The organism is Streptomyces sp. CA2R106, assembly GCF_037034245.1.
Lineage (GTDB): Bacteria > Actinomycetota > Actinomycetes > Streptomycetales > Streptomycetaceae > Actinacidiphila.
The window spans coordinates 101,645-125,255 of the sequence record NZ_JBAGKC010000023.1 but is presented as its reverse complement, the minus strand read 5'-3'; the positions used below and the strand labels follow the sequence as shown (position 1 = coordinate 125,255).

Here is a 23,611-nt window from a genome sequence, read left to right as displayed (position 1 = left end):
CTGCCTCCTCGATCGTGCGTTGTCATGACGTGCGGTTAATGAGTTGGACCCCGCAGACCCCGATTCGTCACGCGTCCGCGGTGAGGATTTTTTCCGGACTGATCCGACGTGGCTGCGTGACATTCGGCGTTCTCGCGTGTCGAAAGAAATGAACAAACGAGAGGAGCCGCCGCGTGTCGGGACACCGCAAAATCACCAGGCCGGGTAGCGCGGGCACCGGCAACACGGCGCTGCCAAGCGCCTCGGAAAGCGACGTCACATCCACGATCGGGCCACCGCCGACAAAGACGGCAGCTGGTCTGCTCACGTCCGAACCACCGGTCGACGAGCTACTCGCCGTACGCGCGGGAGAGGGTGACGAGGACGCCTTCGCCGCGCTCGTGCAAAGGCATGTGGGGCCGCTGCTGCAGCTTGCTGAGCGGTTGCTCGGCAACCGCGCCGAGGCCGAGGACGCCGTTCAGGACGGCTTCGTCAGCGCCTGGCGCAGGCTTCCCGAGTTCCGCGGCGAGGCGCGGTTCAAGACGTGGATATACCGCATCGTCACCAACCGCTGTCTGAACCTCCTGCGCTCGCGTCGCCCGGTCGTCCCGCTCGACGGCTCCCCTGAGCCGGCGGCACCGGACCACCAGGCTTCGCCCGAGCGCGTAGCCGAGTCGCGGGCCACAACCAGCGCCTTGTTCCAGGCACTGTCCCGGCTCTCGCCGGAACAGCGGGCCTGCTGGGTGCTCAGAGAGTTGAACGGACAGACGTACGAGGAGATCGCCGAGCTGGTCGGGATCAGCACTCAGGCAGTTCGCGGCCGCATCTTCCGTGCACGACGTGGCCTGACGGAGGCGATGGGCGCATGGCGATGACCGACAAGCCGAGTGGGAGGGGCCGCATGCATGGTCCGGTGCCGGAACAGATGCCGGGAGATGAGCGGTTGGTGTGTGGCCGGATGCTTTCCGATGTCTGGGAGACCGAGGGCGGCAGCGAGAGTGATCAGCATGCTCGCACTTGCCCTTACTGCATGGCCGCGTTGGCCGACCTCGATCTGCTCGGAGCCGCGGTCCTGGAGCTTCGTTCCGGTGGCGCTCCGCAGGACACGGAGTATCTCGCCGAACGCGTGATGGATTTGGTCCGCCTGGAACCTCGGTCTGGTCGCCGCCGGCCATTCGGCGACTCCGACGGTGGCACGTGGTTCGACGAGACGGAGATGGCACGGGTGCTGTGCGCAGCCGCCGAGTCGCTTCCGGGGGTGCGAGCGGGTTCGTGCTGCATCATGCCCATCGTGGTGGACGAGTTGTACGAACCGTTCGGGAGTCCCGACGCCGGAGTGCGGGCCGGCGGTGCGCCGGTCCGCGTGCGACTGGAGGTGGCTTTGCCTTTCGTTCCCGGTATCGACGAGCTTGAGGATCGGGTGCGTCAGGAGGTGCTCACAGCCGCCGACCGCCAATTGGGCATGCATGTGGCATCAGTTGACCTACTCCGTGCTGACTGCTTCGGCGGGGCCGATTGTGGAGGGCCGGGACGATGACGCAGCACCGTGGAGGCCCGAGGTGGGTGAAAAGCGTGTGCGTTGGCCAAGGAGTTGTCGGAAGGATGCCGGGCATGACTGAGTTGCCAAGCACTACTGTCCCGCCCAGCGCCGTTCTTGACGCCTTCGGTGTGAAGGGCTCCCCAGTCCCACTGATTGGTGGGCAGGGGCGGAGCGTTCTCGTCGGTGAGTTCGTGTTCAAGCCTGCCGACGGGTCCGCCGACGAGGTTGAGTGGGCGACTTCCTTGTTCGAGAGCCTGGTGCCGGACGACGACTTCCGGCTCCCACGGCAACTCCGGGCCACTGATGGTCGGAGCGTCGTGGACGGTTGGACGGCCAGTCAGTTCCTCGCCGGCGAGCCTGGCCCTCGCGAACATTGGGTCGGTGTGCTCAGGGCCGGACGTGCCTTCCACGCTGCCCTGCGAGGAGTGAGCCGACCGGATTTCCTCGACCGACGAACCCATCCGTGGGCTGTGGGCGATCGGGTCGCGTGGGGCGAGCAGGACATCGACGTGATCGACGATCTCACCGCTCCGTTCTCGGCTCTTCTGACGTTGAGGCGCCCGATAAGGCAGACGGACGCTCAGCTCATTCACGGTGACCTCACCGGCAATGTGCTCTTCGCCGAGGACGAAGCGCCTGCCGTGATCGACTTCTCGCCGTATTGGCGGCCGCCGGCGTTCGCCGAGGCCATCGTGGTCGCGGACGGTCTGCTCTGGTTCGACCTTCCGTCCAACCTGCTGACCGGTGACGGTGATCATCCTGACTGGTCGCAGATGCTGGTTCGCGCGCTGATCTTCAGGCTCGTCGCGCACAGCGAGAGTGCGGGGCCGGCTGGGCGAGCTCAGCCCGGTGAGCCGGAGCGGTATGCAAAAGCCATCGACGTGGTGAGGAAGTTGGCGGCGCTTCAGAGTTAGTCGGTTCCTGGGTTATGTCAGGTGAGGTCAAGGGGTTTCCAGGTCGCTGGCAGTGCGTTGGGCCCGTTTGGGGGCTCCTCCGCGCCTGGCACGGACGAAAGTGAGGTGAGGTCGGTGACTGCGGTTTCGGTGCCTCGGGGCGTCGGCCTCAGATCACGCCCCGCGCGTTGGCGGTTTGTGCGGGCGATCAGTGGCCGGTGGGTGGAGGCGGTACGCCGGTGGGTGGGTTCAGCCCAGCAGCAGCGAGGTGGGCCGGGCGGAGAGCGCCTGGTCCAGCACCAAGGATGCGGCTCCTACGGCGGCGACGTTCTCACCGAGGATGGTGGTGACGACCGCCGTCGGATGCGTGGCCTTCACAAAAGGGGACCGAGCGACCATCGGCTCGATGACTGGCAGGAGATGGTCGGCGAGCACCTGCCAGGTCGTACCGCCGAAAACGATGGTGTCGATGTCGAGGAGGGTTGCGGCGGCGCAGACCCCGCGGCCGATCCGGACGGCCAGTCGGTCGATCAGGGTCTTTGCTGCTTCGTCCCCTTCGGCGACGAGCGTGGCCAGCCGCTCGACGCCGCGGGGGGCATCGGCCGGGTCCAGCACGGTGAACTCCCCGCCGAGCACCCCGAGGCCGATGGCTTCGTCGACGAGCATACGAATCGAACAGCCCGCGCCGAGGCCGCCGACCTCGCCCGCGTTTCCGGAGACGCCGCGCAGCACCGTGTCCTGGACCACCAGGCCCATGCCGGAACCGGTGCCGAAGTAGAAGAACAGGAGATTGTGACTCGCGGTGGCGGCGCCCGCCCAGCGTTCGGCCACGACCGCGGCGGTGACGTCCTTGTCGAGCAGGACCGGGTAGCCAGTCGCTTCGCTGAGCCGGTCCCGCAGCGGGAAGCTGCCCCAGCCCTGGAGTTCGGGGGGATCGAGGACCTGGCCAGCCGCGGTGTCGATCGGACCGGGAGCGGCAATGCCGAGGCCGAGCAGGCGTTCGGCGTCGATACCAGCACGGTCGATCAGGGCAGACACGGAGTCGGCCATGTCGGCCACGATCTGGTCGGAGCCCCCGCCTCGCGGTGTGCGCTCGCTGTGGTGGGCGACCACCGCACCGAGCAGATCCACCAGGACGTAGGTGATGACCGCGGGATCGAGGTGGACACCCACCGCGTATCGGGCGGTGGGGACCACCTCGAGGAGGGTACGTGGTTTGCCGGGACCCGTGCTCTGCTTCCCGGATTCCCGGGCCACGCCCTGGTCGAGCAGGCGACGGGTGATGTTCGAGACGGTCTGGGCGGACAGGCCGGTGGCCTGGGCGAGTTCGACCCGGCTCAGGCCGGAGGGGTGGCGGCGGATGGCATCGAGGACGACGGACTCGTTGTAGTCGCCCATACGGGGCAGGTTGGTGCCGCGCCGAATCGGTGCCTTGTCGTTGCCGGCGCTGTCGATGGTCGTCAACCGTGTCTCTCCCAGCCTGGGACGGCGGACGCGGCGCCAGGCCGCCGTCCCTTCGACGGCGATGATGGCTGGCATGCTACGCCACCGGGTTCCGGAGCCGACCGGAGTGGCTCAGCCGCCGTCCCGTCCTCACCTCCTTCGTCGGCGGCCGGTGTCGTCTTTCGGGTGCTAAGTCGTGGTGTGTGTGGGATGTGGTGGTCAGGCGCGCGGGATGCGCAGCGTCATCATCTGGAAGGGACGCAGCGTGATGGCCAGGCCGTCGTCGGCGAGATCCGGTCGAGCGGTGTCCGCGAGTGGGCGCTCCAACAGGTCGGTGAGGACGGACCGGTCGGAGGCAAAACCGTCTGCCCGGAGCGTGGTGCGAGTACGGGCGCCGTTCGCCTCGTAGAGGCGGACGACGAGGTCGCCGCTGCGGTCGTCGGCGAGCTTGACGGCGCTCACCACGACGGCGTCGTTGTCCACGGTCAGCAGGGGTGTGACGGTGTTCGCGCCGGCCACCCGGCGCTCGGGGAGGTTGGCCCGGTAGCCCTCGCGGACAGCGTCGCCGATCGTGGCGCCTGGCACCAGGGCGTGCCGGAAGCGGTGGACTCCCTGGTCGGTCTCGGGGTCGGGGAAGCGGGGCGCCCGCAGCAGAGAGGCCCGCACCGTGGTCGTGGTGCCCGCGTCGGCGCCGGTGCGCACCGCGCGGGTGACGTCGTGGCCGTAGGTGGCGTCGTTGACCAGGGCGATGCCCCAGCCGGGCTCGTCGAGGTGGACGAAGCGGTGGTTGCACGCCTCGAACTTCGCCCACTCCCAGCTGGTGTTCTGGTGGGTGGGCCGGTAGACGTGGCCGAACTGGGTCTCGGAGGCGTACCGGTCGGCCCGTACGTCCAGCGGGAAGGCGAGTTTCAGGAAGCGTTCCGTCTCGTGCCAGTCGACCTCGGTGTCGATGTCGATCCGCTTGGCGTCCGCGGGCAGCGAGAGCAGTTGGACGACGCGGGAGTTGCCGAAAGTGCGCTCGATCCGCACTCCGGTGCCGTCGGGACGGAGGTCCGTGGTGTCGGTGAGGTCGGTGCCGACGTTGCGGTAGAAGGCGTCGACGTCCCATGCGTCCCACTGGTTGGGCAGGTCGGGGTGGAGCTGGAGCAGGTTGCCCGCCTGCCCCGGGGCGATGGACTCGCGGTCGGCCGCGATGTCGTAGGCCGAGACCACCAGGCCGCGTCCGTCGATCTCGACCCGCAGCAGGCCGTTGTCCAGGACGAAGCCGCCGCCCTCGCGAGGGGTGGGGGCCACCGATGCGCCCGCGGAGGTGCCCGGCGCCGCCCCGCCGGAGGGGACGCCGCCGCGCCCGTGTGGGGCCGAGTTGAACACCAGATCCGCGGCATCGGTCTCCGCGGCCTGGTTGCCCGTACCGCTCGGCGCGCCCGCGAGTGCGCCCTGCGCCTGGGCGATGATCGCTTCGAGTTCGGCCGCGACTCGCGCGTACGTCTGGCGGGCCTCGCTGTGCACCCACGCGATCGAGGAGCCGGGCAGGATGTCGTGGAACTGGTGCAGCAGCACCGTCTTCCAGAGCCGGTCCAGCGCCTCGTAAGGGTAAGGGGCGCCGGTGCGGACGGCAGCGGTCGTGGCCCACAGTTCGGCCTCGTAGAGCAGGTGCTCGCTGCGCCGGTTGCCCCGCTTGGTCTGGGCCTGGCTGGTCAGGGTGGCGCGGTGCAGTTCCAGGTACAGTTCGCCGACCCAGACCGGCGGGTCGGGGTACTCGGCCTCCGCTTTGGCGAAGAAGGCTGCGGGCGCCTCCCACTCCACGGTCGCCGACCCTTCGAGGCTGCGCAGCCGGGCGGCCTTGGCGACCATCTCGCGGGTGGTGCCGCCGCCTCCGTCGCCGTACCCGGTCGGCGCGAGGGAGTGGCTGGCGGCGCCCTTCTCCTTGAAGTTGCGCGCCGCGTGTGCGATCTGGCTGCCCGCCATCTCGCAGTTGTAGCTGTCGACCGGCGGGAAGTGCGTGAAGACGCGAGAGCCGTCGATCCCCTCCCAGGTGAAGGTGTGGTGGGGGAAGGTGTTGGTACGGCTCCAGGAGATCTTCTGGGTGAGCAGCCACTTGGAGCCTGCGGCCTTGATGATCTGTGGCAGGCCGGCGGCGAAGCCGAAGGTGTCGGGGAGCCAGACCTCCTCGTTGTCCACCCCGAACTCCTCGATGAAGAAGCGCTTGCCGTGGACGAACTGGCGGGCCATCGCCTCGGACCCGGGCATGTTCGTGTCGGACTCCACCCACATGCCGCCGGCGGGCACGAAGCGGCCGTCGGCGACCGCCTGCTTGACCCGCGAGTACACCTCGGGCCGGTGCTCCTTGATCCATGCGAACTGCTGGGCCTGCGACATCGTGAACACGAAGTCGGGGTCGTCGTCCAGCAGGGCCGTCATGTTGGAGGCGGTGCGCGCGACCTTCCGTACCGTCTCTCGGAGCGGCCACAGCCACGCCGAGTCGATGTGAGCATGGCCGACCGCGCTGATCCGGTGCGCGGCCGGGACCGCGGGCGCGGCGAGCACACCCGCCAGCGCCTCCCGCGCGGCCTGAGCGGTGGCGTTGACGTTCTGCAGGTCCAGGGCGTCGAGTGCGCGACTGACCGCGCGCAGGATCTCCCAACGGCGCGCACCCTCGACAGGCAGCTCCGCCATCAGCTCGCCGAGTACTTCCAGGTCGAGCACCAGGTTCCATACGGTCTCGTCGAAGACCGCCAGCACCATCGGTCCGAGGACGTACTGGGGGGCGTCGCCGGCGGTCGCCCGGTCGCCGAGCGGGGTGGGCATGAACGGCACGTCGCTGTCGATGACCGGGTTGGACGCGGCCTCGATGTGCCAGTGGACCTGCTCGCCGCCCTTGGCCGGCGAGGCCACGCGTACAGCGGAGTTGCGCGGGTGGAGCCCCTTGATCGGTGTGCCGTCGGGCCGGTAGACGAGGCCCTCGCACTGGAAGCCGGGGCTGCGCGGGGTGAAGCCGAGGTCGAGCACGGCCTCGACGGTCCGGCCGGCCCAGTCCTCGGGCACCGTTCCGCTGACCTTGAACCAACTCGTACCCCAGGGCGCGCCCCAAGGTGTGCCCGCGCTGATGGGCCGGGTCTGTGCCGACAACCCCTCCGCCACAGGTACGGGTTCACCGGACGTGGACCAGATCTCCACGGTCAGCGACACCGTCTCCGGGTGAATTGCCGGGCGGATGCGCTCCCGCAGGACGCGCTCCAGGCGGGCCTCGACCAGTTGGCGGTCGTCATGCATGAGAACGGTCTCCTGATGGCTGGACTCGACAGGGCGGGGTGCTGCCGGTCAACGACCGGCTGTGGCGGCCGGTTCCGGACGCTCACGGAGGACGGGGGTGTCCGAAGACTGCTGCGGCGATGTACCTCTGCGCTGAGGGCGCCGCGACATTTCCGGCCTTTCGAATGGTCGATCCGTGCCCTGCGGGGGGCGGGACGAATCCGCCGCAACCGGCAGCGGGAAATGCTTCCCCAGGGCGGCACGGGCGGTGGGCGCCCGGCGAATGTCGGTGGCCAACGTCGTTGCACGCTCCCATCAGCGCTAGGCGGGACAGGCAAGGCGATCGGATTCCTGCGGTGTCGGCGACCAGACGTCGCGGCGCCGGGTGAACGGCGGCCGAGTCCCCCGCACGGTAGGCGTCGGTGTGGTGCCGTACGAACCTACGAACAGGCAACGGAGTTTGTCAATACGTTTTACGAACCCCGCTTCGGCCCCCACCACCCCGCCCGGGCACGCGTCACCGAAGGGGTTGCTGCGGAAGGACCCCCGAGCAAGCCCGCAGGGTGGGTGGCGGCCGACGGGCGGTCGGAGTCAGCGCGAACCGGTCGGCGTCCTCCGCAGGTTGCTGATCCCGGCTCGGGCCGCGGGCGTCACCGGGCGATGTCGTACGTCCGGGTGGCGGAGTCGAACGAGGAGGTTTTCGCGCCGGGCATCTTCCCGGCGGCGGCGAGGCCGACGTTGACCCTGTCGACGTCGTTGCCGAGGTCGGAGTCGGAGGCGACCCGAAGCCGGACCCGTACACGGACGGTGGCGCCTGCCTTGAGGGAGGTACTCAGCACCCGGACTGCGGAGCCGTTGCCCGGCCCGGCCGAGACCCAGCGGTGGCCGTCGTACCGCTGGACGGTGAAGCCGTCGGCCACCTGGTCGCCGGTGGGGTCGCAGCTGATGGCGGTGTCCGGGTCGCACGGGGAGATATAGAGCCCGGCGTTCAGGGGCGCGATGTCCCGGGTGGAGTTGTTGCGGACCTCGTACGTCGCCTCGGACCAGGTTCCACTGCGGTGCAGGGTGGTGCCGTGTCCGGGTGCGCCGACCTCGGTGACGGTCACCGCGGCGAGTGGGGCCTGCACACTGTCGGTCGCCAGGGTGCGGCCGGCGGCGCTGAGGGTCACGTGCACCACCACCGCGTCGTCCGCGCGGGACGGCCCGTACTGCGGGTTGAGGTAAACGCGCCAGAGGCCGTTGTCGTCGAGGGGCACGGTGTAGCTGCCGGTCAGCGTGTCGAGTCCGGCCGTCGGGCCGGGGGAGCGGGTCAGTTCGAGAGCGGGCCAGCCGTCCCAACCGGTGGAGCCCTGCGGCTCGTACTGCGTCTTCAGCGACTTTCCGGCCGGCACGTCGAAGCGCAGGGTGACCTTCGCCTGCGGCGGGTGGGCGCTGTTGGTGTGCACGGACATCGCCAGCAGGCCGTCCGTACCGCGGGCGTAGGTGTCGATCGCGTCCAAGTGGACGGACACCGGCGGATCGGGGGTCGGCGTCGGGTCGGACTTGGTTCCGCCGCTGCTCCCGCAGGCCGCAAGCGCTCCGACCAAGACGGCAACGACCGCCCCTACCCGCCACCGTGCAGTCCCGGTTCGCATGCTGTCCCCCAACAGTCGGTCGCCGGCCGGTGGGCCGAGTCTGCCACAGCCCCGCCGTTCACCGGGCCGAGCCGCGGACACGGCCAAGTGACCGCCCCGGTAGCCCCGTCGGCAGCAGGAGGTGCCGCCTGCGACGCGCCAAGCCGATCGGCCACATATGACGGGTCCCGTGACCTGGGAACTCGGCGGACCGGCCAGCAGCATCGGCGGTGCGGGGCGCCGGCCGCGGCAGCGACGGGCGGGGCCCGCACACCACATGAGCGAGCGAGTGCGAGGAGGCGGATTGCGATGGCGGAGACGAAGGGCGTGCTGCTGCCGACCTATGTCGTGGCCGATGAGTCGGCGTCGATGGGGCCGTATCTGGGCGACCTGCAAGGCGGGGTGACGTCGCTGTGCGAGGGGCTGCGCGCGGAGCCGATGGTCGCGGCGAAGCTGCGGCTGGCGGTGCTCGGCTTCTCCGACGACGTGCAGGTGCGGCTCGCCGTGGCCGACATGCGCACCGAGACCTCCCTGCCGCAGGTGGCGATCCGCGGGATGACCAGCTACCGGGCCGTGTTCGACGACATGCTCCAGCGCATCCCGTCCGACGTGCAGTGGCTGCGGGGCGACGGCTACAAGGTGCACCGCCCGGTGATCTTCTTCCTCAGCGACGGCCAGCCCACCGACGGCACCGACTGGCACTCCGCGCACGCCGCCCTGGTGGACCGGGAACGGACCCCGACTGCGCCGAACATCATCGCCTGCGGCATCGGCGACGCGCTGGCGCAGACCATGGTCGACGTAGCGACCCGGCCGGAGTTCGCGTTCGTGGCCAAGCCCGGCACCGACATCGGCAAGGCGGTCGCGGAGTTCTTCCACTCCCTGACGACGAGCCTGGTGGCGACCGGCCACGCGCTGAACTCGGCCGCTCCGCAGCTCGTCGTCAACCAGCCCGACCAGTTCACGCTGGCGATCGACGAGGTCGGCCTGTGACTCCCACCGACCCGCGGCGCAACCCGTCCGGGAGCCCCGTGCCGCCACCCGCACCACCGCACGCCCCCGCAACCACCGTGCCGGCCGCAGCCGCTGCCGTGGACGGCGGCCCGCAGCCCTGGCAGCGGATCACCGTCGACATCCCCGGGATGGAGTTCGAGGCGCGGCCCCCTGACCAGTACGCGTTCGACTTCCCCGACAGCGAGTGCGACGGCTGGTCCACCGACCACCTCACGGTCCGGTTCGCCTCGATCCGCGGCGCGAAGCACCGCTACTACCGGCAGCCGCGCCAGGACGCCGCGCGGGCCGCGGTGCACGAGGCGACCGGCAGCGTGGTGTTCGTCGTCGCCGACGGCGTCTCCAGCGCCACCGAGTCGCACCAGGGCGCCGTCGAGGCGAGCCGGGCCTGCGTCGAGCGGATGCTGCACCTGCTCAGCCAGTCCCCCGGCCCCCTCGACCTGGCCGATGTCGCCTCCTACGCCGCCGCCCGCCTCGAAGAGCTGGCCCGGTGGCGGCTGGGCACCACCGACGTGACGCCCGACGACGTGGCCCGGCTGTACGCGACCACCGTGGTGGCCGGCGCGGTCCGCCCCGCCGCCAACGGCCCGCGCGTCGAGGTCTTCCGCATCGGCGACTCCGGTGCCTGGCTGCTGGACCGGGCCGGCGGCCACTACCGGGCGCTGTTCGGCACCAAGACCGGCGGCGCGACAGACGCGCTGGTCACGAACGAGGTGGCGCCGCTGCCGCACGTCCCCGCCCAGCCCGAACAGGCAGCCTTCCAGCTGGGCGACCCCTGGCTGCTGCTCGCGGGCACCGACGGTTTCGGCGATCCGCTCGGCGACGGGGACGGCGCGGTCGGCGCGCTCTTCGCCCGCCACCTGGCCGTACCCCCGCCGCCGTTGTGGCTCGCCCACGTGCTGGACTTCTCCCGCGAGACGTTCGACGACGACCGCACGCTGCTGGCCGTATGGCCCCGGACGAACCCGGGACCGCCGCCCGGGGCCGGGCCGAGATGACCGCCGCCGGCCCCGCGTCCGTCGACGCCGCCGCCCTGGTGCTGGGCGACCGCCTCGGCCAGGGCGGCCAGGGCACCGTCCACCAGGTGCGCAACAAGCGCATCAACAAGTCGGCGCCGGACGGCGGTTGGGAGGTCGTCTACAAGGAGTACGGCCCCGCGGCGCTGCCCGACCTGGACGCCCGGGCGCTCGACGCGGCCGTGGCGCTGCTCGGCCGGCTCCCCGAGGGGGAAGCCCGCTGGCTGTGCGAGAAGACCGCGTGGCCGGCGGTCGTGGTCAAACGCCAGGGCCTGGCCTGCGGGTTCCTGATGCGGGCCGTCCCCGACCGCTTCCACTTCACGCTGAGGACGCTGGCCGGTGCGAGCACGGGGCCGCGGCGGCTGGCCACGGTGGAGTACCTCCTCAACGACGACACCTACGTCGCCGGGATCGGCCTGTCCGTGGGCGACCGCGACCGACTGCTGCTCCTCGCCGACCTCGCCGCGACTCTGGACCGCCTCCACAAGCTGGGGGTGGCCGTCGGGGACGTCTCCCCGAAGAACCTGCTGTTCACGCTGACGCCCCGGCCCGAGTGCTTCCTCATCGACAGCGACGCCATGCGGCTGAACGGCACCAGTGTGCTGCCGCAGGCGGAGACACCGGACTGGCAGATCCCGAACGGCGAGGAGCGCGCCACCCCCGCGAGCGACACCTACAAGCTCGCCCTGCTGGCCGTCCGCCTGTTCGCCCGCGACCAGGCGACGACGGACCCCGCCCGGCTCGCCCGGGCCGGTACCGCCCTCGGCGACCTGGCGCGCGCCTCCCTCGCCCCGCCCCCGGCGACCCGGCCCACCCCGGCGGCCTGGGCCGAGCAGCTCACGTCGACCGCCGCCACCACGACCAACCAGCCGCACACCGGCGGCCGGAAGAAGGGCGCCCCGACGGCGGGCGCGAACCAGCGGCCCCCCGGGCAGCGCAACGGACCGGGCGCCGCCACCCGCGGCCCCCACGGCCCCGGCTCCCCCGGCTCCGGACCCGGCCGCCCCCACCCCCGCACCCGCACCCGCACCACCACCGCCGCCGCCGCCGGCATCAAGCAGGCCGCCGGCATCCTCGCGGGAATCCTGATCCTGGTCCTCCTCATCGCGACCGGCCACCACCACCATGCCCAGTCGCAGGCCGACGCCCCCGCCACCGACCCCGGCTGGAGCGACACACCCTTCCCCGACCCCGGCACCACCTCGGCCGACCCGTACGACACCGGCGACGACCTGGGCAGCATCGGCGATCCGGGCGGCAACCCGTCGGACGACCCGAGCGACGACCCGTCGACCGACCCCGACACCCCGTCCCCCACGCCCACCGACCCCATAGCCACCGCGGCAGTCGGCGACTGCTTCGACGACGCCGGTGACAGCGCCCACGCCGACCTGAGCACGGCCTCCTGCACAACAGGGACTTTCAAAGTCGTCCAGGTCAACACCGACACCACCGACCTGAAGAGCTGCGACGGCGTCACCGACAGCGACGAGAGCGTCTCGTCCACCGCCTACGACCGCGTGCTGTGCCTGAGCTACCTCAGTTCCGGAGGCAGCTCGTTCCACGCCTCCCAGGGCGACTGCGTGTTCGGCGCACCCGGCGCCGACGAGTGGTCGACGCTGCCCTGCTCGACCGGCACCTTCAAGGTCCTGGCCGTCTACCACGGCACGACAGCCCACTCGAAGTGCGAGAACTGGCCGCATTACAACCAGTGGCGCACCATGACCGTCCCCGGCAACTCCGGCCTCGACGTGCTGCTGTGCCTGTCCATGCAGTACCCCGACGACGCCGGCTACGCGACGCGCAACGAGTGCCTGGTCAAGTCGGGCAACACCTTCACCAACGTCGGCAGTTGCGCGAAGTCCAACGTCTACGTCTCGGGGCGCACCAACACCTACGACGACCCCGCCTTCTGCCAGGGCGACGCTTCCGTGTGGTGGCGCTCCAACGACTACCCGGCCTTCGCCTACACCGTCTGCTGGCGCTGGCGATGAGCCCGGGCCCGCCCCCGCCGGGAGGTCGCGCGCACCGCAGCGGAGAGGGCCCGGCGTCCTTCCGGTGAGGGGCGACTACCCAAGGCCAGGTGCGAGGCCATATCGTCCCTCGCATGGCACAGAAGGTAGTGACTCTCTACACCGATGACCTCACCGGGGAAGAGTCCGCAGAGATCGACACGTACACGATTCTGGTCAACGGCGCGGGGGTCGAGATCGATCTCACGCCGGACAGCCACGACAAGCTGATGGAGGCGCTGAGCCCCTTCCTCCACGCAGAGGGCGCCCGCCGGGTCCGCGACGCCGGCACCGGCCGCGGCCGCCGTCCCCGGGGCGCGGCGACCCGCCCGGCCAAGGACGACGACTCCGCCGCCGTGCGGGCCTGGGCCAAGGAGCAGGGCTACGACATCAACGACCGCGGCCGGGTCCCGGCGACGGTACGGGAAGCGTACGAAAAGGCCCACTGACCCCTGCCCCGCCCAAGGCACCGCCGCCGCGTCCACCCACCCGGAACCCCGGTTCGGAATCCCTCCGAGCCGGGGTTTCCGCATTCCGGCCGCCCGCCCCGGGTCCGCGCCGGGCCTGCCGCTCCCCTGCTCGCGGAGTTGCCCCCGGGGAGCGAACGGCACCTGCGCGAGGCGTCGTACGAATGGCACGCCAGCGCGGGCCTGGAGCGGCTCGGCCGGATCAGCCGGACTCGGCACCCGGTGCTGGAGACCGTTGAGGGACGGCGGCTGCGACCGGACACCGAGGCCGTGGTCACCACCGCCGCGGCACTCGGCCACGAGGTGCACTGCGCCACCACGCGGGTGCGGCCGCCGGACGGCGAGCCAGTCTGGGGCGCCGTCCACGCGAACCCCGTCGTCGACTTCGCCGCCCGGGACATCATGGACGAACTCGCCGACTACGCGGCCGCGCACCGCATCGACGGCATCCACACGGGCAACGAGTACCTCACGCCTCTGGCCGCGCGGCTCTGCGGACGGCTGAAACTGCCGGGCAATGACCCGGACCTCGCGGACGGCCCACGCAACAAGGCGGTGATGGCCGCCCGATTCGCGGCGCACGGCGTGCACGCCCCCTCGACCCTGGTGGCCGGGTCCGAGGCCGAACTGCTCGGCCTCGTCCCGGACCGGCTCGCGTTGCCCGTGGTCGTGAAGCCCGCAGCGAACGCCGGGTCCAACGGCGTGAGCGTCGTGTCCGATCCGCTCCGGCTGCCCGAGGCGTATGCCGCGGCACGGCGGCAGGGCGGGGAGACGGCGCCGCTCGGCATCGCGCTCGACGACCGGGTCCTGGTCCAGGAGTACGTCGCCGGGCAGGAGTACAGCATCGAGTCGGTGACCCAGGACGGGCACAGCCGACACCTGGCGATCACCCGGAAGATCACGACGCCCGGCGCGCACCGCGTCGAGATCGGCCACTCCCTGCCCACGCACCTCACCCCGGAACTCGAAGACCGCGTGCTCGCGGAGGCGACGCGGACGCTGGCGGCGCTCGGCATCACGGACAGCGTCTCCCACACGGAGGTGATCGTCACACCCGACGGCGACTGCAAGGTGATCGAGGCCGCGGCCAGGATCGGAGCCGGTCGTATCGGTGTGCTGGTCGAACTCGCCCTCGGTGTCAGCATGCCGCGGGCCAGTGTCGACCTGGCGCTCGGTCGGCCGGTCGACGTCGAACCGCGTCACAGCGGGCACGCCGTGTCCCGGTTGGTGGTCTCGCCGGCCCCGGGTGTGCTGAAGGAGCTGCGGAACCTGCCCGAACCCGGCGGCGAGGTGCACCTGGTCCAGGTCACCCGGCCGCTGGGCAGTGCCGTGACCGGCCCGCAGTCGAACAAGGGGCGGGTCGGGCACTTCGTCGTCCACGGCAGGGACGACGCCGCCGTCAACGCCCGGGCGGACGCGTTGCTGGCGCGGGTGGCAGTCGTCGTCGACCAGGACAGCGGGACGGAGGCCACCGGTGGACGTCCGTGAGTTGGGTATCACAGGGGCCTGGCTCTTCGCCGCGCCGGTGCTCAGCGGTGAGCGCGGCGTGCACGTCGAGCCCTACAGCGCACCGGAGTTCGCCGCCGCAGTCGGCCGGCCGGCCGCTCACACTCGGCCATCTCAACGTGACAGTGGCCCGCGCGGGTAGCGTCTTCGGCGTCCACTACGGCGACCTGCCGCCCGGGCAGGCGAAGTACCTGCACTGCGTGTCCGGTGCGGTGTGGGACGTCGTGGTGGACCTGCGCGTGGGCTCACCCACCTTCGGACAGTGGGAGGGGACCGTGCTGGACGACGTCGACCGCCACGCGGTGTACCTCAGCGAGGGCCTGGGCCACGCGTACGGCAGCCTGGCGGACCGCTCCACCCTGGTCTACGTCTGCTCGCAGCCCTTCTTGCCCGACCGCGAACACAGCGTCAACCCGCTCGATCCGGGGCTGGGGATCGACTGGCCGTCCACGGACCGGTACGGCAAGCCGCTGGCCCTCAAGGTCGGTCCGCGCGACGGGTCCGCGCCGACCCTCCGGCAAGCCCTCGCCGCGGGACGCCTGCCCGCCCTGTCCGCTCTGCCGTGGTGCTGTCCCTGTGCGTCACCAACTGCGTCCGCTCGGGCGTCTTCGGCGTCCTCGGGCCCGAAATCGCCACGCACTCCATCGGCGCCTCGGGATGGGGCGCGGTGGTCAGCGCCCGGGCGGTCGGCGTCCTGGCACTCAGCGTGCTGATGTACCGGCTGGCGTTCACCCGCCTGCTCGGCACCGGCCAGGCGTTCCTGCTGCTCGGCTCGCTGCCTGTCATCGCCCTGGGGCTGCACTCCCCCGAGTGGTTGCTCATCCTCACCGCGGCCGCGGCCGGAGCCGGCTCGGGCGTGTTCGGGCCCGCCTGGGAGACCTCGCTGCAACAGCACGTGCCGAACAAGACGCTGTCCCGCATCTCCTCCCACGACGACCTCGTCTCGTTCGTCGGCGTACCGCTCGGCCAGGCCGTCATCGGGCCGCTGGCGATCGCGTTCGGCGACACCCGTGTCGCCTTCACCGGCGGCCTGATCTTCCTCGCCGCTGCCTTCCTGCCGCTGCTCGCCCCGAGTGTCCGGCAGTTGCGGAGCGAGTGACCCCTGGAGCGTGCGCCGCCCGCGTGCCCGGGGCCTTCACCCCGGAACTCGCCGAACGCAGCTACGACGGCTTCTCCATGTACGGCGACCAGATCCGCCTGCTGGCCGGCCTGGACCCGGAACTGCCCGGTCCGCCCACCTCCACCGCGTCCGTACGGTGGTTCCACCCGCCGGCCGGAAAGCTCCGCGAGGTGCGCGGCGCGGCGCGGCTGGCCGAGGACCCGGCGGTCTTCCTGCACAGGATCAAGGTCGCCCCGGACGACGTGATCCCGGTCTGCCGTGACGGTTGGCAACGCATCGGCTACTTCGCGGTGCACGCCCCCCGGCGCCGCGGAGGTGGCCGGCAAGGTGGCCGAGCTGCTCGCGGAGGTCCGGTTCGAAGTCGATCCGGCCGAGCCGGCCGGCGCGGAAGAGCCGCGGTGACAGCACGCGAGCCCGGGTCGGAGACGGTCCGACCCGGGCCTGCGGAAGAGCCCCCTGTCGGGTTCGAACCGACGACCTACGCTTTACAAGTTGTCCGATCTTGGTCCGCTGTGGTCCACTCCCGTCCGTTGTCGCAGGTCAACCGCCATTGCAGACGTGCACGGACGAGGGCGGACGGGGGCGGATTGCTGGAGAACCGAGACCACAACTGAGACCCATGACTTTCTGGTCAATCACGCCGACGGCGTACGACCAACCGCAAGGAAGTGCGAACTGGCGGCAAGCAGCTCTGGGTAGGGCTCCGCCATGCGGGCAGCGTCCATGGCCGAAGCGATCAGGTCGTCCGTTGGACCCGTGCCAGGCTGCTGCTCTGCAGCCTTCACGAGCGACCAAGCGGGTCCCTCGATGCCAAAGACCTGCACATCAAGCAGCCCAGACTCCACAAGCTCCGCTGCAAGTTCTTCGGCGCGGTGGAAGTACGACAGGGTGAACCCTCGTACTCCGTCGTAGACGGCAGTCTCAAGAATCTTGGACACGGATTCGTGAATTCGATCGACGTGCAAGTGGGCATACGTTACGTGCTCAAATAGTGACGCATAGCGATTAATTGCCGCTGCGGCAACGAGCCCACCGGGCCGCACCACTCGAACCGCTTCTGCCAAAGCCCGCTGCCGATCGGCAAGGTCCGGCAGGTGGTAAAGCGGTCCGAGCAACTGCACGACGTCAAAGCTGTCGCTCGCCTCCGACAGGGCGCGAGCGTCCCCCACGACCGCCGGACACACGTCCGACGCGGCCTCCACGTGGCGAGGCACCGGGTCCACCAGCTTGACCTCATACCCATCCCTCACCAGCCATTCGGCATGAATGCCAGTCCCTCCGCCCACGTCAAGGACGCGAGCCGGCGGGTCCGGCAGGAAGCGTCGGAGGAGTTCTTGGGTCCTGATCAGTTCCATCCGTCCGTCCGCCGAGCTACGCAGGCGGCTGTCCTCGTTCACAGTCTCGCCGTAGAACCGCATCACGGAGGGAGCCAATTCGACATTCGACATGCTCGCAGTATCGTGTGTACCGGTGGACCAGTCCAGTGCGCGGAAAAGGGGAAGCCATGGCCGTTCTGAAGTACGAGGAGATCGCAGAGTCCCTACGAACGCGCATCGCCGCAGGCGAGTACGCGCCCGGGGATACCATCCCGTCGGGCCGCGACCTGGCCGAGCAGTGGGACGTCTCACGCGCGACCGCCATCAAGGCCGTGGACGTGTTGCGCAGCGACGGGGTGGTCGTAGCCAAGCAGGGTACTGGCTTCGTCGTCACGGAGACGCCTGTGGCCCGCCCCGCCGGCGCCCGCCGCGCGGGGTCCGCGCGCATCCTGGGCGGAATGCCGTTCCTCCGCGTGGGCACGCCAGATTGGTCAGAACCCCCGGCGCACGTCGCCACCGCGCTTGGACTCCCACCAGGAACACGCGCGCTTCGGCGCATCCGCATCCTCCAACTCCCCGACGGAACCCCGAACAGTTGCGTTGAGGCGTGGTTCCCGCCGGAGATCGCCGAAGCGTCACCCCGCCTCGCCGACACCGCCCCGATCGCGGAGGGAACGACGCGGTACGTCCGACGGCAGACGGGACGATTCCCGGTCGAGGGGGTGGACGTCACGACCGTGCGGCTCGCCACGGAGGTGGAAGCGGGGCGATTGAACGTGGCGGAAGGCACCCCGGTGGCCGTGCTGGTGCACACGGCGCACGACCAGCAGGGGCGCCCCCTGGTCTGCGAAGAGGGCGTCACGCCCTCTTCGCTGTTCGAACAGGTCGATAGGTACGCGATGTAGAAGCCCTGTGAGACCTCAAGCTAGCTGGACCGGTCCACCGGTTCAGCTTTTTTGATGACTCCATTCGCGCCCTCACCTGCATATTCTATCCAGTCGGCCGATCGATTGCAGATTCCGGACTTGACTGGACCGGTCCACCGGTCCAGTCTCTTGGTGTGACCACCGCCCGATCCGGAGCTTTCGGAGGGGCGGCTGCCACGTCGAAAACTCAACAGCGTGATCCACCGCTGCATGACGACCGTGACCGCACCGGTCGAGGCGAGTGGAGACCAGCCGGTAGAGAAGGGGTTCGCGCCCTGACACCTCGGGCGGCCCTTAAGACGGCAGCCCGTACATGGGACACGCAACCGGCTCAAAGAACGGCGCGGCCGACCTTGGCCAGCGACGACCCTCGGAATGGATCTCCCCGGGGCGAGCCGGCCCGCGCCCATCTGAGATCCGCCACGTCCGTCACTACTTGGTGGAGGTCGGTGTGTACCGACGACATACCTGGGAACCGCCGCGCGGGACCGGCGCGGCGGTGGCCCTTCGCGTCATCACCTGATCCGGACTCGGTTCGGCCCTGCGGGGCCTTCTGGCCGGGATTGGGCTGCGTGCGAGCACGCACGGTCCCGTGCCGCCCACCCCTTCGGGGCGCGGCGGTGCGGCGGCCGTGGCTGCTCGAACTCACTGATCAGCCGTACGAACACCAGCGGGCGCACCCCCTTCGCCTGGCAGCTTGCGGGGTGCGCCCTGTCGATCCCGAAGGGACCACCGATGAGCTTATTCCGCTCTGGTGACACCGACCAGACCCAACAGCCGGACCCCGTTGCGGAGTTGTTGGCGCAGGCGCGTGAGGACTACGCGCAGCACAACAGCCCGGCCACCGCCGCCGCGGCGCGTGAGCAGTCCGGACAGACCCAGACGAACGGCAACGCCGCCGGCGGGGCCCGGTGGGGCCGGCGAGCAGCACCGACTACGCCGCGCAGAAGCTCCAGGCGCAGGCCGACACGTGGGCTGCGGATCTGGCGAAGCAGGACCCGCCGGCGTCCGGCGGTGACCTGGCCTGGCAGCAGGACATGATCCGCGACGCCCACACGGACGCCGCGCACCTCACCGACCAGCCCGGGAGGCACTGATGGTCAGTGCGATCGTCGCGGTCATCGGCACCCTGGCGGGGTCGGTGGTCGCCTACGTGTTGCAGGAACGGGCCGGGCGTGCGGCCCGGGCCGAGGCTCGGGCCGCGGACCAAGCCCGGGAGCGCCGTGCGGCGCTCACGGCGCTGGTGTCCGCGCTGGCGGATCACCGGCGGGCGATGTGGGTTCGTGAGGATCTGCGGTTGACCGGCGACGCTCCCGAGGCGTATGCGGCGGCGCGGGCCGAGAGCCACGCCACCCGCGCCGCGATCACAGGGCCGCTGACGCTGCTGTCGATTCTCGCCCCGGAGTTGGCGCCGGTGGCCCGCGCGGCGGCCGACGCCACCTACGCCTTGCGCGGCGCGCCGGACCCCGATGCGCTCACCGCCCGCCGCACGGCGGCCATCGCCGCGGTGGACCGGCTGATTGCCGAGGGTGCTCGGAACTGACCCCCGCGCCACCAGCTCCGGACCCGCCCGTGCGGGGGCCGTGACGACGCCCGATCGGATCGGGCCCGGGGCGCTTTTCTTCCTGGCCGCGGCGGTGGGACTCCCGACCAAGGTCCGCCCGCCGCCGCGGCTCTCCCTGTCCACTCATCCCGTTGGGAGTTTCCATGCACGCTGCCACCTTCGCCGCGACGTTCGTCGCCTTGTACGTCGCGCACTCGGTGGGTGACCACTGGGTGCAGACCTCCGCGCAGTCCGCGGCCAAGGGCCGCCCGGGCTGGGTCGGTCGCCTGGCCGACGCCCGCCACGTCGCCACCCTGACCGTGACCAAGTTGGTCGTGCTGCTGCCGGCCGGGCTGCTGCTCGGTCTGCACCTGTCGGTGTGGGGCATGGTCGCCGGGCTGGGGGTGGATGCGGTCACGCACTGGTGGGCCGACCGCCGGTCCACCCTCGCCCGTCTCGCCGAGCGGCTGGGGCAGGGCGGCTTCTACCGCCTCGGTGCCCCGCGGCCCGGCCACGACGACAACCCCTCGATCGGCACCGGCGCCTACGCGCTTGATCAGAGCTGGCACCACCTGTGGCTTCTGGTCGGCGCGCTGCTGATCACCCTCGTCTGACCGGCCTGACGACTGCCTGATCCGCCTACCCCGACTGGCCTGGCTGGGGTGGGCGGTGGAGGGGAGTCGGACAGTCCGGCCCGGAGAGGAACCCATGCCTGCTATGACCGCTGCTGAGCTGCGCGACCGCGCTATCCGGCACCTGACGGGCGCCGCTCGACCGACGCCGCAGGACATCGCCGAGGCGGACGTCTGGTCCCGCCTTGCGCTCTCCGCCGCGATCAGCGAGACCGGCACCGTCCCGGTTGCCGGCGCGGACCCTTCCTGATCTGCACCACCCGCCCCGGCATCACGCCGTGAGGGCGCCGGATCGAATCCGGCCCGGGGCGCTTTTCTTCCTGGCTGCGGCGGTGGGACTCCCGACCAAGGTCCGCCCGCCGCCGCGGCTCTCCCTTCCCCTTCGATTGACGGAGATCTCTCATGCGTGCGTACATCGGCCGCCACCTGGCGGCCACCGACAACGACTTTGTGGAACTGGCGTTGGGTACCCCGGTTGAGCTGTGGCTCGGGGTTCCCGGCGAGAGCGACGAAGAGCGCGCGGCCCGGCTTGCTGCGGCGGCTGACATCCTCGCCGACGACCCGACGCTTCCGGACCGGGTGAGCCAGGTTGCCGCCGAGGCGATCGAGGCGTACGCGCCGGAGCTGTTCGACGTGGCGGTGCTGCCGCGGACGACCGCGCGTCGCCGGTCCAACCGGAACGGGGTCGCAGCGTGATGACCGATCCCTTGCCGACGCTCGCCGATGTGCGGGCGCCGCTGCTGGCGCTGCGGGTGCTGGTTGCGGAGTTCCCCGGCCTGCCCGCGGGGACCGTCCGTGTCAGTGATGTCTACCCGGACCGCTTGGACGTGTCCTTGCACGAGGGCCTTGACACGTTCGAGGCGTGGCGCGAAGCGCTGGGCATCGCTCCCGGCCTGGTGACCTGCGGCACGCAGAACGCGGGCGACACGTGGGTGTTGAAGGCTTTCAGCGACTACGCCGGCGCCCGTGTCTGCCTGACCGGCTTCGCCGCCGTGGCAGCACCGACCGGGGGTGCGGCATGAGCTTGTACGCCGAAGAGCGCCGGGCCGATCGGGTCGTGGAGGCTGAACAGCGACGTATCGACGAGGCCGCCGCCGATGCGCGGCGGGCCGCGCGTCAAGAGGTCGCGGATCAGCGTGCAGCCCGGTTGCGTGAGCAGCGCGCGGCAGACAAGGCGCAGGCCAAGCACGCGAAGGCGCAGGCTCGCGCGGCCCGGCGTGCTGCTCGCCGCGCTGCGCTGACGGCGGGGAACGTGTACCGCAGGGGCACACTCGCTCTGGTCGTCGCTTCCGCGTTGGGGTCGCTGCCCGCTCAGATCCTGCACTTCATCTCTATCTCGCCGTTGCTGCTGCCCCTTCCGCTGGCGATCGAGGGCGCGGCGTGGGTGCTGGCGGCCGGTGTCGCCTACGCGGACGAACGTAGCCTGCCGGGCTGGGTTCGGTGGCTGCTGCGCGCCCTGGTGGTCGCCGCGGCCGGTTTCGCCGCATCCATCAACTACCGGTACGGCACCCACTTGTTGGGCCTGTCCGCGTCGGACGCGCAGACCGCCGGCATGGGACTGGCCGCGGTCACGTTGCTCGGTCCGCTGCTGTTCGAGATCCGTCAGTGGGTGGCAACCCTGTCCACCAAGACCGAGGACGCGCAGGCCGAGGCGCGCCGCCGGCACGACCGGCGCCGCCGGCGCCAGCACCGTTCCGTTGCCCGCGTGGCGGATCGACTCATGTCTGCCGCGCCGTTCGGTGAACTGTCCTTTGAGGACGCGTTCGAGCGCGCATGGGAGATCAGGACCGGCACGCCCACACCCGGTATGACACCCAGGTTGCACCGCCGTGCGGCTCGCTCCCTCGCAGCCCTGGCCACCGCCACCGCACCGAGGAAACCCGCCCCGGCAGACGCCGAAGCCACCCCGACCACCAACCCCGCTCCCGACCCGGCGCCGGAGACACACTCACCCGCACCTGCCCTTCCCACTCCCGCACCGCGCAAGCGCCCCGCCAAGCCTGTCGCCAAGCGTCCGGCCCGCCGCAGCCTTGACGACGTGCTGGCCGACGCCCGCACCGCCACCGAGGCGTGGCCGGTCGCGGAGTTGACGGCCGACCGTATCCGGCAGGCCGTGAACTGCGGTGCGCAGCATGCCCGGACGGCCCGTGACGTGCTGCGCGCCGAGCGCGACACGGCCGCCGAACCGGTCGGCGACGCTGAGGCGGTGGCGGCATGAACACGCTGCTTGCCGCGGTCGCGGCCGGCGTTCCGGTGGCGGCCGGATGGTCGGCGCACTGGGCGTGGCTGCGCGGCCGGTTGACTGCCGCCCGCCGTGACCCGCTCACCGGGTTGTGGACGAGGGAGGCGTTCACCCGCCGCGCGGCCCGGCTGTTGCGTGACCCTCGTGCGGTGGTGGTGCTCGCGGACGTGGACCACTTCAAGCAGGTCAACGACACCCACGGCCACGCCGCCGGTGACGCCCTGCTCGCCGCGACCGCCGCCCGCTTGGCCCACTACACCGGCCGTGCCGGGGTCGCCGGGCGGCTCGGGGGTGACGAGTTCGCCGCGGTGCTCATCGACCGTGACAACACCGCCGCCGACCTGCTCGCCGTCCTTGGTGGCGTGCTCGCCCGCCCGGCCGACGGCATCGACCCGGCGGTGCACACCACGGTTTCGCTGGGGTGGGCGCGCGCCGCGGACTTCCCCAGCGAGGACCTGTCCGCGCTGCTGCGCCGGGCGGATGAGGCGATGTACGCAGCCAAGCGCACCCGCGCGCGGGTGCGGCGGGCCGGTCTCGGCTCGCTGCTCGCGACCCTGGCCGGCCGCCGCCCCGGGCGCCGCGGTGGCCCGGCCGCAGGGGTGGCAGCGTGAGTCGCTTCTACGACCCGACCGGCGAACGGTACGGGTTGCCGACGTTCCCCTTCCGGCTTGCTCCGGACGGCTACGCGACCCGACGCCAGTTGCGCGCGGACGGGTTGCGGCCCGGCGGGCAACCAGTCGCCGCACAACTCATGTGGCACTCGCGGAAGACCCGCGGCGTGGTGCGGGTCGCCTACCTCTACCGGACCGACCGAGCCTTGCCGGTACGGCCGTTGACGCCGGGCAAGCGGGCCGCGCTCGCCGCGGCGCTGCGGGCCCGCCGCACCTGCCCCATCTGCGAGCGCGACGCCGGATACGTCCTGCCGGCCTCGCTCGGCACGTGCGTGCCGTGCGCTTACAGCGCCTGACCAACACCGCCGCCCCGATGGTCGCAGGGCCGGTTCGACTCCGGCCCGGGGCACGCACCACACAGCGGGGGTCCGGACGGTAGGCCGTCCAAAGCGCCGCCCGGACCCCCTTCCAACCCCTTGTGTCCGGGGA

Annotated in this window: 24 protein-coding genes and 1 pseudogene; 21 read left to right on the top strand and 4 right to left on the bottom strand. The window is 71.1% G+C overall.

Annotation, left to right across the window (positions count from 1 at the left end):
- The first annotated feature begins 266 nt into the window (after positions 1–266).
- From WA788_RS26730 to WA788_RS26720, 3 genes are all read left to right on the top strand, one after another.
- Positions 267–854, top strand: a complete 588-nt coding sequence (locus WA788_RS26730; RefSeq protein ID WP_435132822.1) for an RNA polymerase sigma factor — start codon at positions 267–269, stop codon at positions 852–854.
- The gene (locus WA788_RS26725) at positions 845–1,516 is read left to right on the top strand and encodes an Asp23/Gls24 family envelope stress response protein (RefSeq protein WP_335981393.1); all 672 of its coding nucleotides are present in this window, start codon (positions 845–847) and stop codon (positions 1,514–1,516) included. The genes WA788_RS26730 and WA788_RS26725 overlap by 10 nt, the downstream gene beginning before the upstream one ends.
- Positions 1,517–1,590: 74 nt before the next feature.
- The gene (locus WA788_RS26720) at positions 1,591–2,433 is read left to right on the top strand and encodes an aminoglycoside phosphotransferase (RefSeq protein ID WP_335981391.1); all 843 of its coding nucleotides are present in this window, start codon (positions 1,591–1,593) and stop codon (positions 2,431–2,433) included.
- A 228-nt stretch (positions 2,434–2,661) separates the two neighbouring features.
- Here the strand turns inward: WA788_RS26720 and WA788_RS26715 are convergent, their stop codons facing one another.
- The 3 genes from WA788_RS26715 to WA788_RS26705 all read right to left on the bottom strand — a co-directional run bounded on the left by WA788_RS26715 (position 2,662) and on the right by WA788_RS26705 (position 8,618).
- On the bottom strand, positions 2,662–3,810 hold the full coding sequence (locus tag WA788_RS26715; RefSeq protein ID WP_335981413.1) for an ROK family transcriptional regulator: 1,149 nt from the start codon (positions 3,808–3,810) through the stop codon (positions 2,662–2,664).
- 264 nt (positions 3,811–4,074) lie between these two features.
- Positions 4,075–7,128, bottom strand: coding sequence for an alpha-mannosidase (locus WA788_RS26710; protein WP_335981388.1), 3,054 nt, complete (start codon positions 7,126–7,128; stop codon positions 4,075–4,077).
- 629 nt (positions 7,129–7,757) lie between these two features.
- Positions 7,758–8,618, bottom strand: a complete 861-nt coding sequence (locus WA788_RS26705; protein WP_335981385.1) for a hypothetical protein — start codon at positions 8,616–8,618, stop codon at positions 7,758–7,760.
- A gap of 411 nt (positions 8,619–9,029) precedes the next feature.
- On the opposite strand from WA788_RS26705, the gene WA788_RS26700 reads away from it, so the two are divergent.
- From WA788_RS26700 to WA788_RS36115, 8 genes and pseudogenes are all read left to right on the top strand, one after another.
- Complete coding sequence (locus tag WA788_RS26700; RefSeq protein ID WP_335981382.1) at positions 9,030–9,713, top strand: vWA domain-containing protein; 684 nt, start codon at positions 9,030–9,032, stop codon at positions 9,711–9,713.
- 77 nt (positions 9,714–9,790) lie between these two features.
- Entirely contained in the window at positions 9,791–10,729 is a 939-nt protein-coding gene (locus WA788_RS26695) for a protein phosphatase 2C domain-containing protein (protein WP_335981380.1), read from the top strand.
- Positions 10,681–12,741 (top strand): LppU/SCO3897 family protein, encoded by a 2,061-nt coding sequence (locus tag WA788_RS26690; RefSeq protein ID WP_335981378.1) that lies wholly within the window; start codon positions 10,681–10,683, stop codon positions 12,739–12,741. Before WA788_RS26695 ends, WA788_RS26690 begins: the two co-directional genes overlap by 49 nt.
- Before the next feature lie 113 nt (positions 12,742–12,854).
- The gene (locus tag WA788_RS26685; RefSeq protein WP_335981376.1) at positions 12,855–13,208 is read left to right on the top strand and encodes a histone-like nucleoid-structuring protein Lsr2; all 354 of its coding nucleotides are present in this window, start codon (positions 12,855–12,857) and stop codon (positions 13,206–13,208) included.
- A 138-nt stretch (positions 13,209–13,346) separates the two neighbouring features.
- Positions 13,347–14,714 (top strand): ATP-grasp domain-containing protein, encoded by a 1,368-nt coding sequence (locus tag WA788_RS26680; RefSeq protein ID WP_335981374.1) that lies wholly within the window; start codon positions 13,347–13,349, stop codon positions 14,712–14,714.
- Positions 14,711–15,190 (top strand): annotated as a pseudogene (locus tag WA788_RS26675) (dTDP-4-dehydrorhamnose 3,5-epimerase family protein); the annotation flags it as partial. The gene WA788_RS26680 and the pseudogene WA788_RS26675, both read left to right, overlap by 4 nt.
- A gap of 107 nt (positions 15,191–15,297) precedes the next feature.
- The gene (locus WA788_RS26670) at positions 15,298–15,831 is read left to right on the top strand and encodes a hypothetical protein (protein ID WP_335981418.1); all 534 of its coding nucleotides are present in this window, start codon (positions 15,298–15,300) and stop codon (positions 15,829–15,831) included.
- Between the two features lie 77 nt (positions 15,832–15,908).
- Positions 15,909–16,466, top strand: coding sequence for a hypothetical protein (locus WA788_RS36115; RefSeq protein WP_443034099.1), 558 nt, complete (start codon positions 15,909–15,911; stop codon positions 16,464–16,466).
- 21 nt (positions 16,467–16,487) lie between these two features.
- Here WA788_RS36115 and WA788_RS26665 read toward each other — a convergent pair whose 3' ends face one another.
- A complete protein-coding gene (locus WA788_RS26665) occupies positions 16,488–17,300 on the bottom strand; it encodes a class I SAM-dependent methyltransferase (protein WP_335981372.1) in 813 nt (270 codons plus the stop codon).
- Positions 17,301–17,356: 56 nt separating this feature from the next.
- Here WA788_RS26665 and WA788_RS26660 point away from each other — a divergent pair, with 56 nt between their 5' ends.
- From WA788_RS26660 to WA788_RS26615, 10 genes are all read left to right on the top strand, one after another.
- A complete protein-coding gene (locus tag WA788_RS26660) occupies positions 17,357–18,073 on the top strand; it encodes a GntR family transcriptional regulator (RefSeq protein WP_335981370.1) in 717 nt (238 codons plus the stop codon).
- A 932-nt stretch (positions 18,074–19,005) separates the two neighbouring features.
- Positions 19,006–19,191: a hypothetical protein gene (locus WA788_RS26655; protein WP_335981368.1), complete on the top strand. Its 186-nt coding sequence runs from the start codon at positions 19,006–19,008 to the stop codon at positions 19,189–19,191.
- Entirely contained in the window at positions 19,191–19,637 is a 447-nt protein-coding gene (locus tag WA788_RS26650; RefSeq protein WP_335981365.1) for a protein kilB, read from the top strand. Before WA788_RS26655 ends, WA788_RS26650 begins: the two co-directional genes overlap by 1 nt.
- Before the next feature lie 164 nt (positions 19,638–19,801).
- Positions 19,802–20,251 carry a transcriptional regulator gene (locus tag WA788_RS26645; RefSeq protein ID WP_335981362.1) on the top strand — a complete coding sequence of 150 codons (450 nt, stop codon included), beginning with the start codon at positions 19,802–19,804 and terminating at the stop codon, positions 20,249–20,251.
- Between the two features lie 103 nt (positions 20,252–20,354).
- Complete coding sequence (locus WA788_RS26640; RefSeq protein WP_335981360.1) at positions 20,355–20,519, top strand: hypothetical protein; 165 nt, start codon at positions 20,355–20,357, stop codon at positions 20,517–20,519.
- Positions 20,520–20,671: 152 nt separating this feature from the next.
- Positions 20,672–20,965: a hypothetical protein gene (locus tag WA788_RS26635; protein ID WP_335981358.1), complete on the top strand. Its 294-nt coding sequence runs from the start codon at positions 20,672–20,674 to the stop codon at positions 20,963–20,965.
- A complete protein-coding gene (locus WA788_RS26630) occupies positions 20,965–21,291 on the top strand; it encodes a hypothetical protein (RefSeq protein ID WP_335981411.1) in 327 nt (108 codons plus the stop codon). The genes WA788_RS26635 and WA788_RS26630 overlap by 1 nt, the downstream gene beginning before the upstream one ends.
- Entirely contained in the window at positions 21,288–22,487 is a 1,200-nt protein-coding gene (locus WA788_RS26625; RefSeq protein WP_335981354.1) for a hypothetical protein, read from the top strand. Before WA788_RS26630 ends, WA788_RS26625 begins: the two co-directional genes overlap by 4 nt.
- On the top strand, positions 22,484–23,122 hold the full coding sequence (locus tag WA788_RS26620; protein ID WP_335981352.1) for a GGDEF domain-containing protein: 639 nt from the start codon (positions 22,484–22,486) through the stop codon (positions 23,120–23,122). Before WA788_RS26625 ends, WA788_RS26620 begins: the two co-directional genes overlap by 4 nt.
- Positions 23,119–23,478: an RRQRL motif-containing zinc-binding protein gene (locus WA788_RS26615; RefSeq protein ID WP_335981350.1), complete on the top strand. Its 360-nt coding sequence runs from the start codon at positions 23,119–23,121 to the stop codon at positions 23,476–23,478. Before WA788_RS26620 ends, WA788_RS26615 begins: the two co-directional genes overlap by 4 nt.
- Positions 23,479–23,611: the final 133 nt, after the last annotated feature.

What these genes read in the sequence shown, in the direction of transcription:
- WA788_RS26725 (WP_335981393.1), top strand. Translation starts at nt 845, where the DNA reads ATGGCGATGACCGACAAGCCGAGTGGGAGGGGCCGCATGCATGGTCCG.
- WA788_RS26720 (WP_335981391.1), top strand. Translation starts at nt 1,591, where the DNA reads ATGACTGAGTTGCCAAGCACTACTGTCCCGCCCAGCGCCGTTCTTGAC.
- WA788_RS26715 (WP_335981413.1), bottom strand. Translation starts at nt 3,810, where the DNA reads ATGGGCGACTACAACGAGTCCGTCGTCCTCGATGCCATCCGCCGCCAC.
- WA788_RS26710 (WP_335981388.1), bottom strand. Translation starts at nt 7,128, where the DNA reads ATGCATGACGACCGCCAACTGGTCGAGGCCCGCCTGGAGCGCGTCCTG.
- WA788_RS26700 (WP_335981382.1), top strand. Translation starts at nt 9,030, where the DNA reads ATGGCGGAGACGAAGGGCGTGCTGCTGCCGACCTATGTCGTGGCCGAT.
- WA788_RS26690 (WP_335981378.1), top strand. Translation starts at nt 10,681, where the DNA reads ATGGCCCCGGACGAACCCGGGACCGCCGCCCGGGGCCGGGCCGAGATG.
- WA788_RS26685 (WP_335981376.1), top strand. Translation starts at nt 12,855, where the DNA reads ATGGCACAGAAGGTAGTGACTCTCTACACCGATGACCTCACCGGGGAA.
- WA788_RS36115 (WP_443034099.1), top strand. Translation starts at nt 15,909, where the DNA reads ATGTACGGCGACCAGATCCGCCTGCTGGCCGGCCTGGACCCGGAACTG.
- WA788_RS26665 (WP_335981372.1), bottom strand. Translation starts at nt 17,300, where the DNA reads ATGTCGAATGTCGAATTGGCTCCCTCCGTGATGCGGTTCTACGGCGAG.
- WA788_RS26660 (WP_335981370.1), top strand. Translation starts at nt 17,357, where the DNA reads ATGGCCGTTCTGAAGTACGAGGAGATCGCAGAGTCCCTACGAACGCGC.
- WA788_RS26650 (WP_335981365.1), top strand. Translation starts at nt 19,191, where the DNA reads ATGGTCAGTGCGATCGTCGCGGTCATCGGCACCCTGGCGGGGTCGGTG.
- WA788_RS26645 (WP_335981362.1), top strand. Translation starts at nt 19,802, where the DNA reads ATGCACGCTGCCACCTTCGCCGCGACGTTCGTCGCCTTGTACGTCGCG.
- WA788_RS26640 (WP_335981360.1), top strand. Translation starts at nt 20,355, where the DNA reads ATGACCGCTGCTGAGCTGCGCGACCGCGCTATCCGGCACCTGACGGGC.
- WA788_RS26635 (WP_335981358.1), top strand. Translation starts at nt 20,672, where the DNA reads ATGCGTGCGTACATCGGCCGCCACCTGGCGGCCACCGACAACGACTTT.
- WA788_RS26630 (WP_335981411.1), top strand. Translation starts at nt 20,965, where the DNA reads ATGACCGATCCCTTGCCGACGCTCGCCGATGTGCGGGCGCCGCTGCTG.
- WA788_RS26625 (WP_335981354.1), top strand. Translation starts at nt 21,288, where the DNA reads ATGAGCTTGTACGCCGAAGAGCGCCGGGCCGATCGGGTCGTGGAGGCT.
- WA788_RS26620 (WP_335981352.1), top strand. Translation starts at nt 22,484, where the DNA reads ATGAACACGCTGCTTGCCGCGGTCGCGGCCGGCGTTCCGGTGGCGGCC.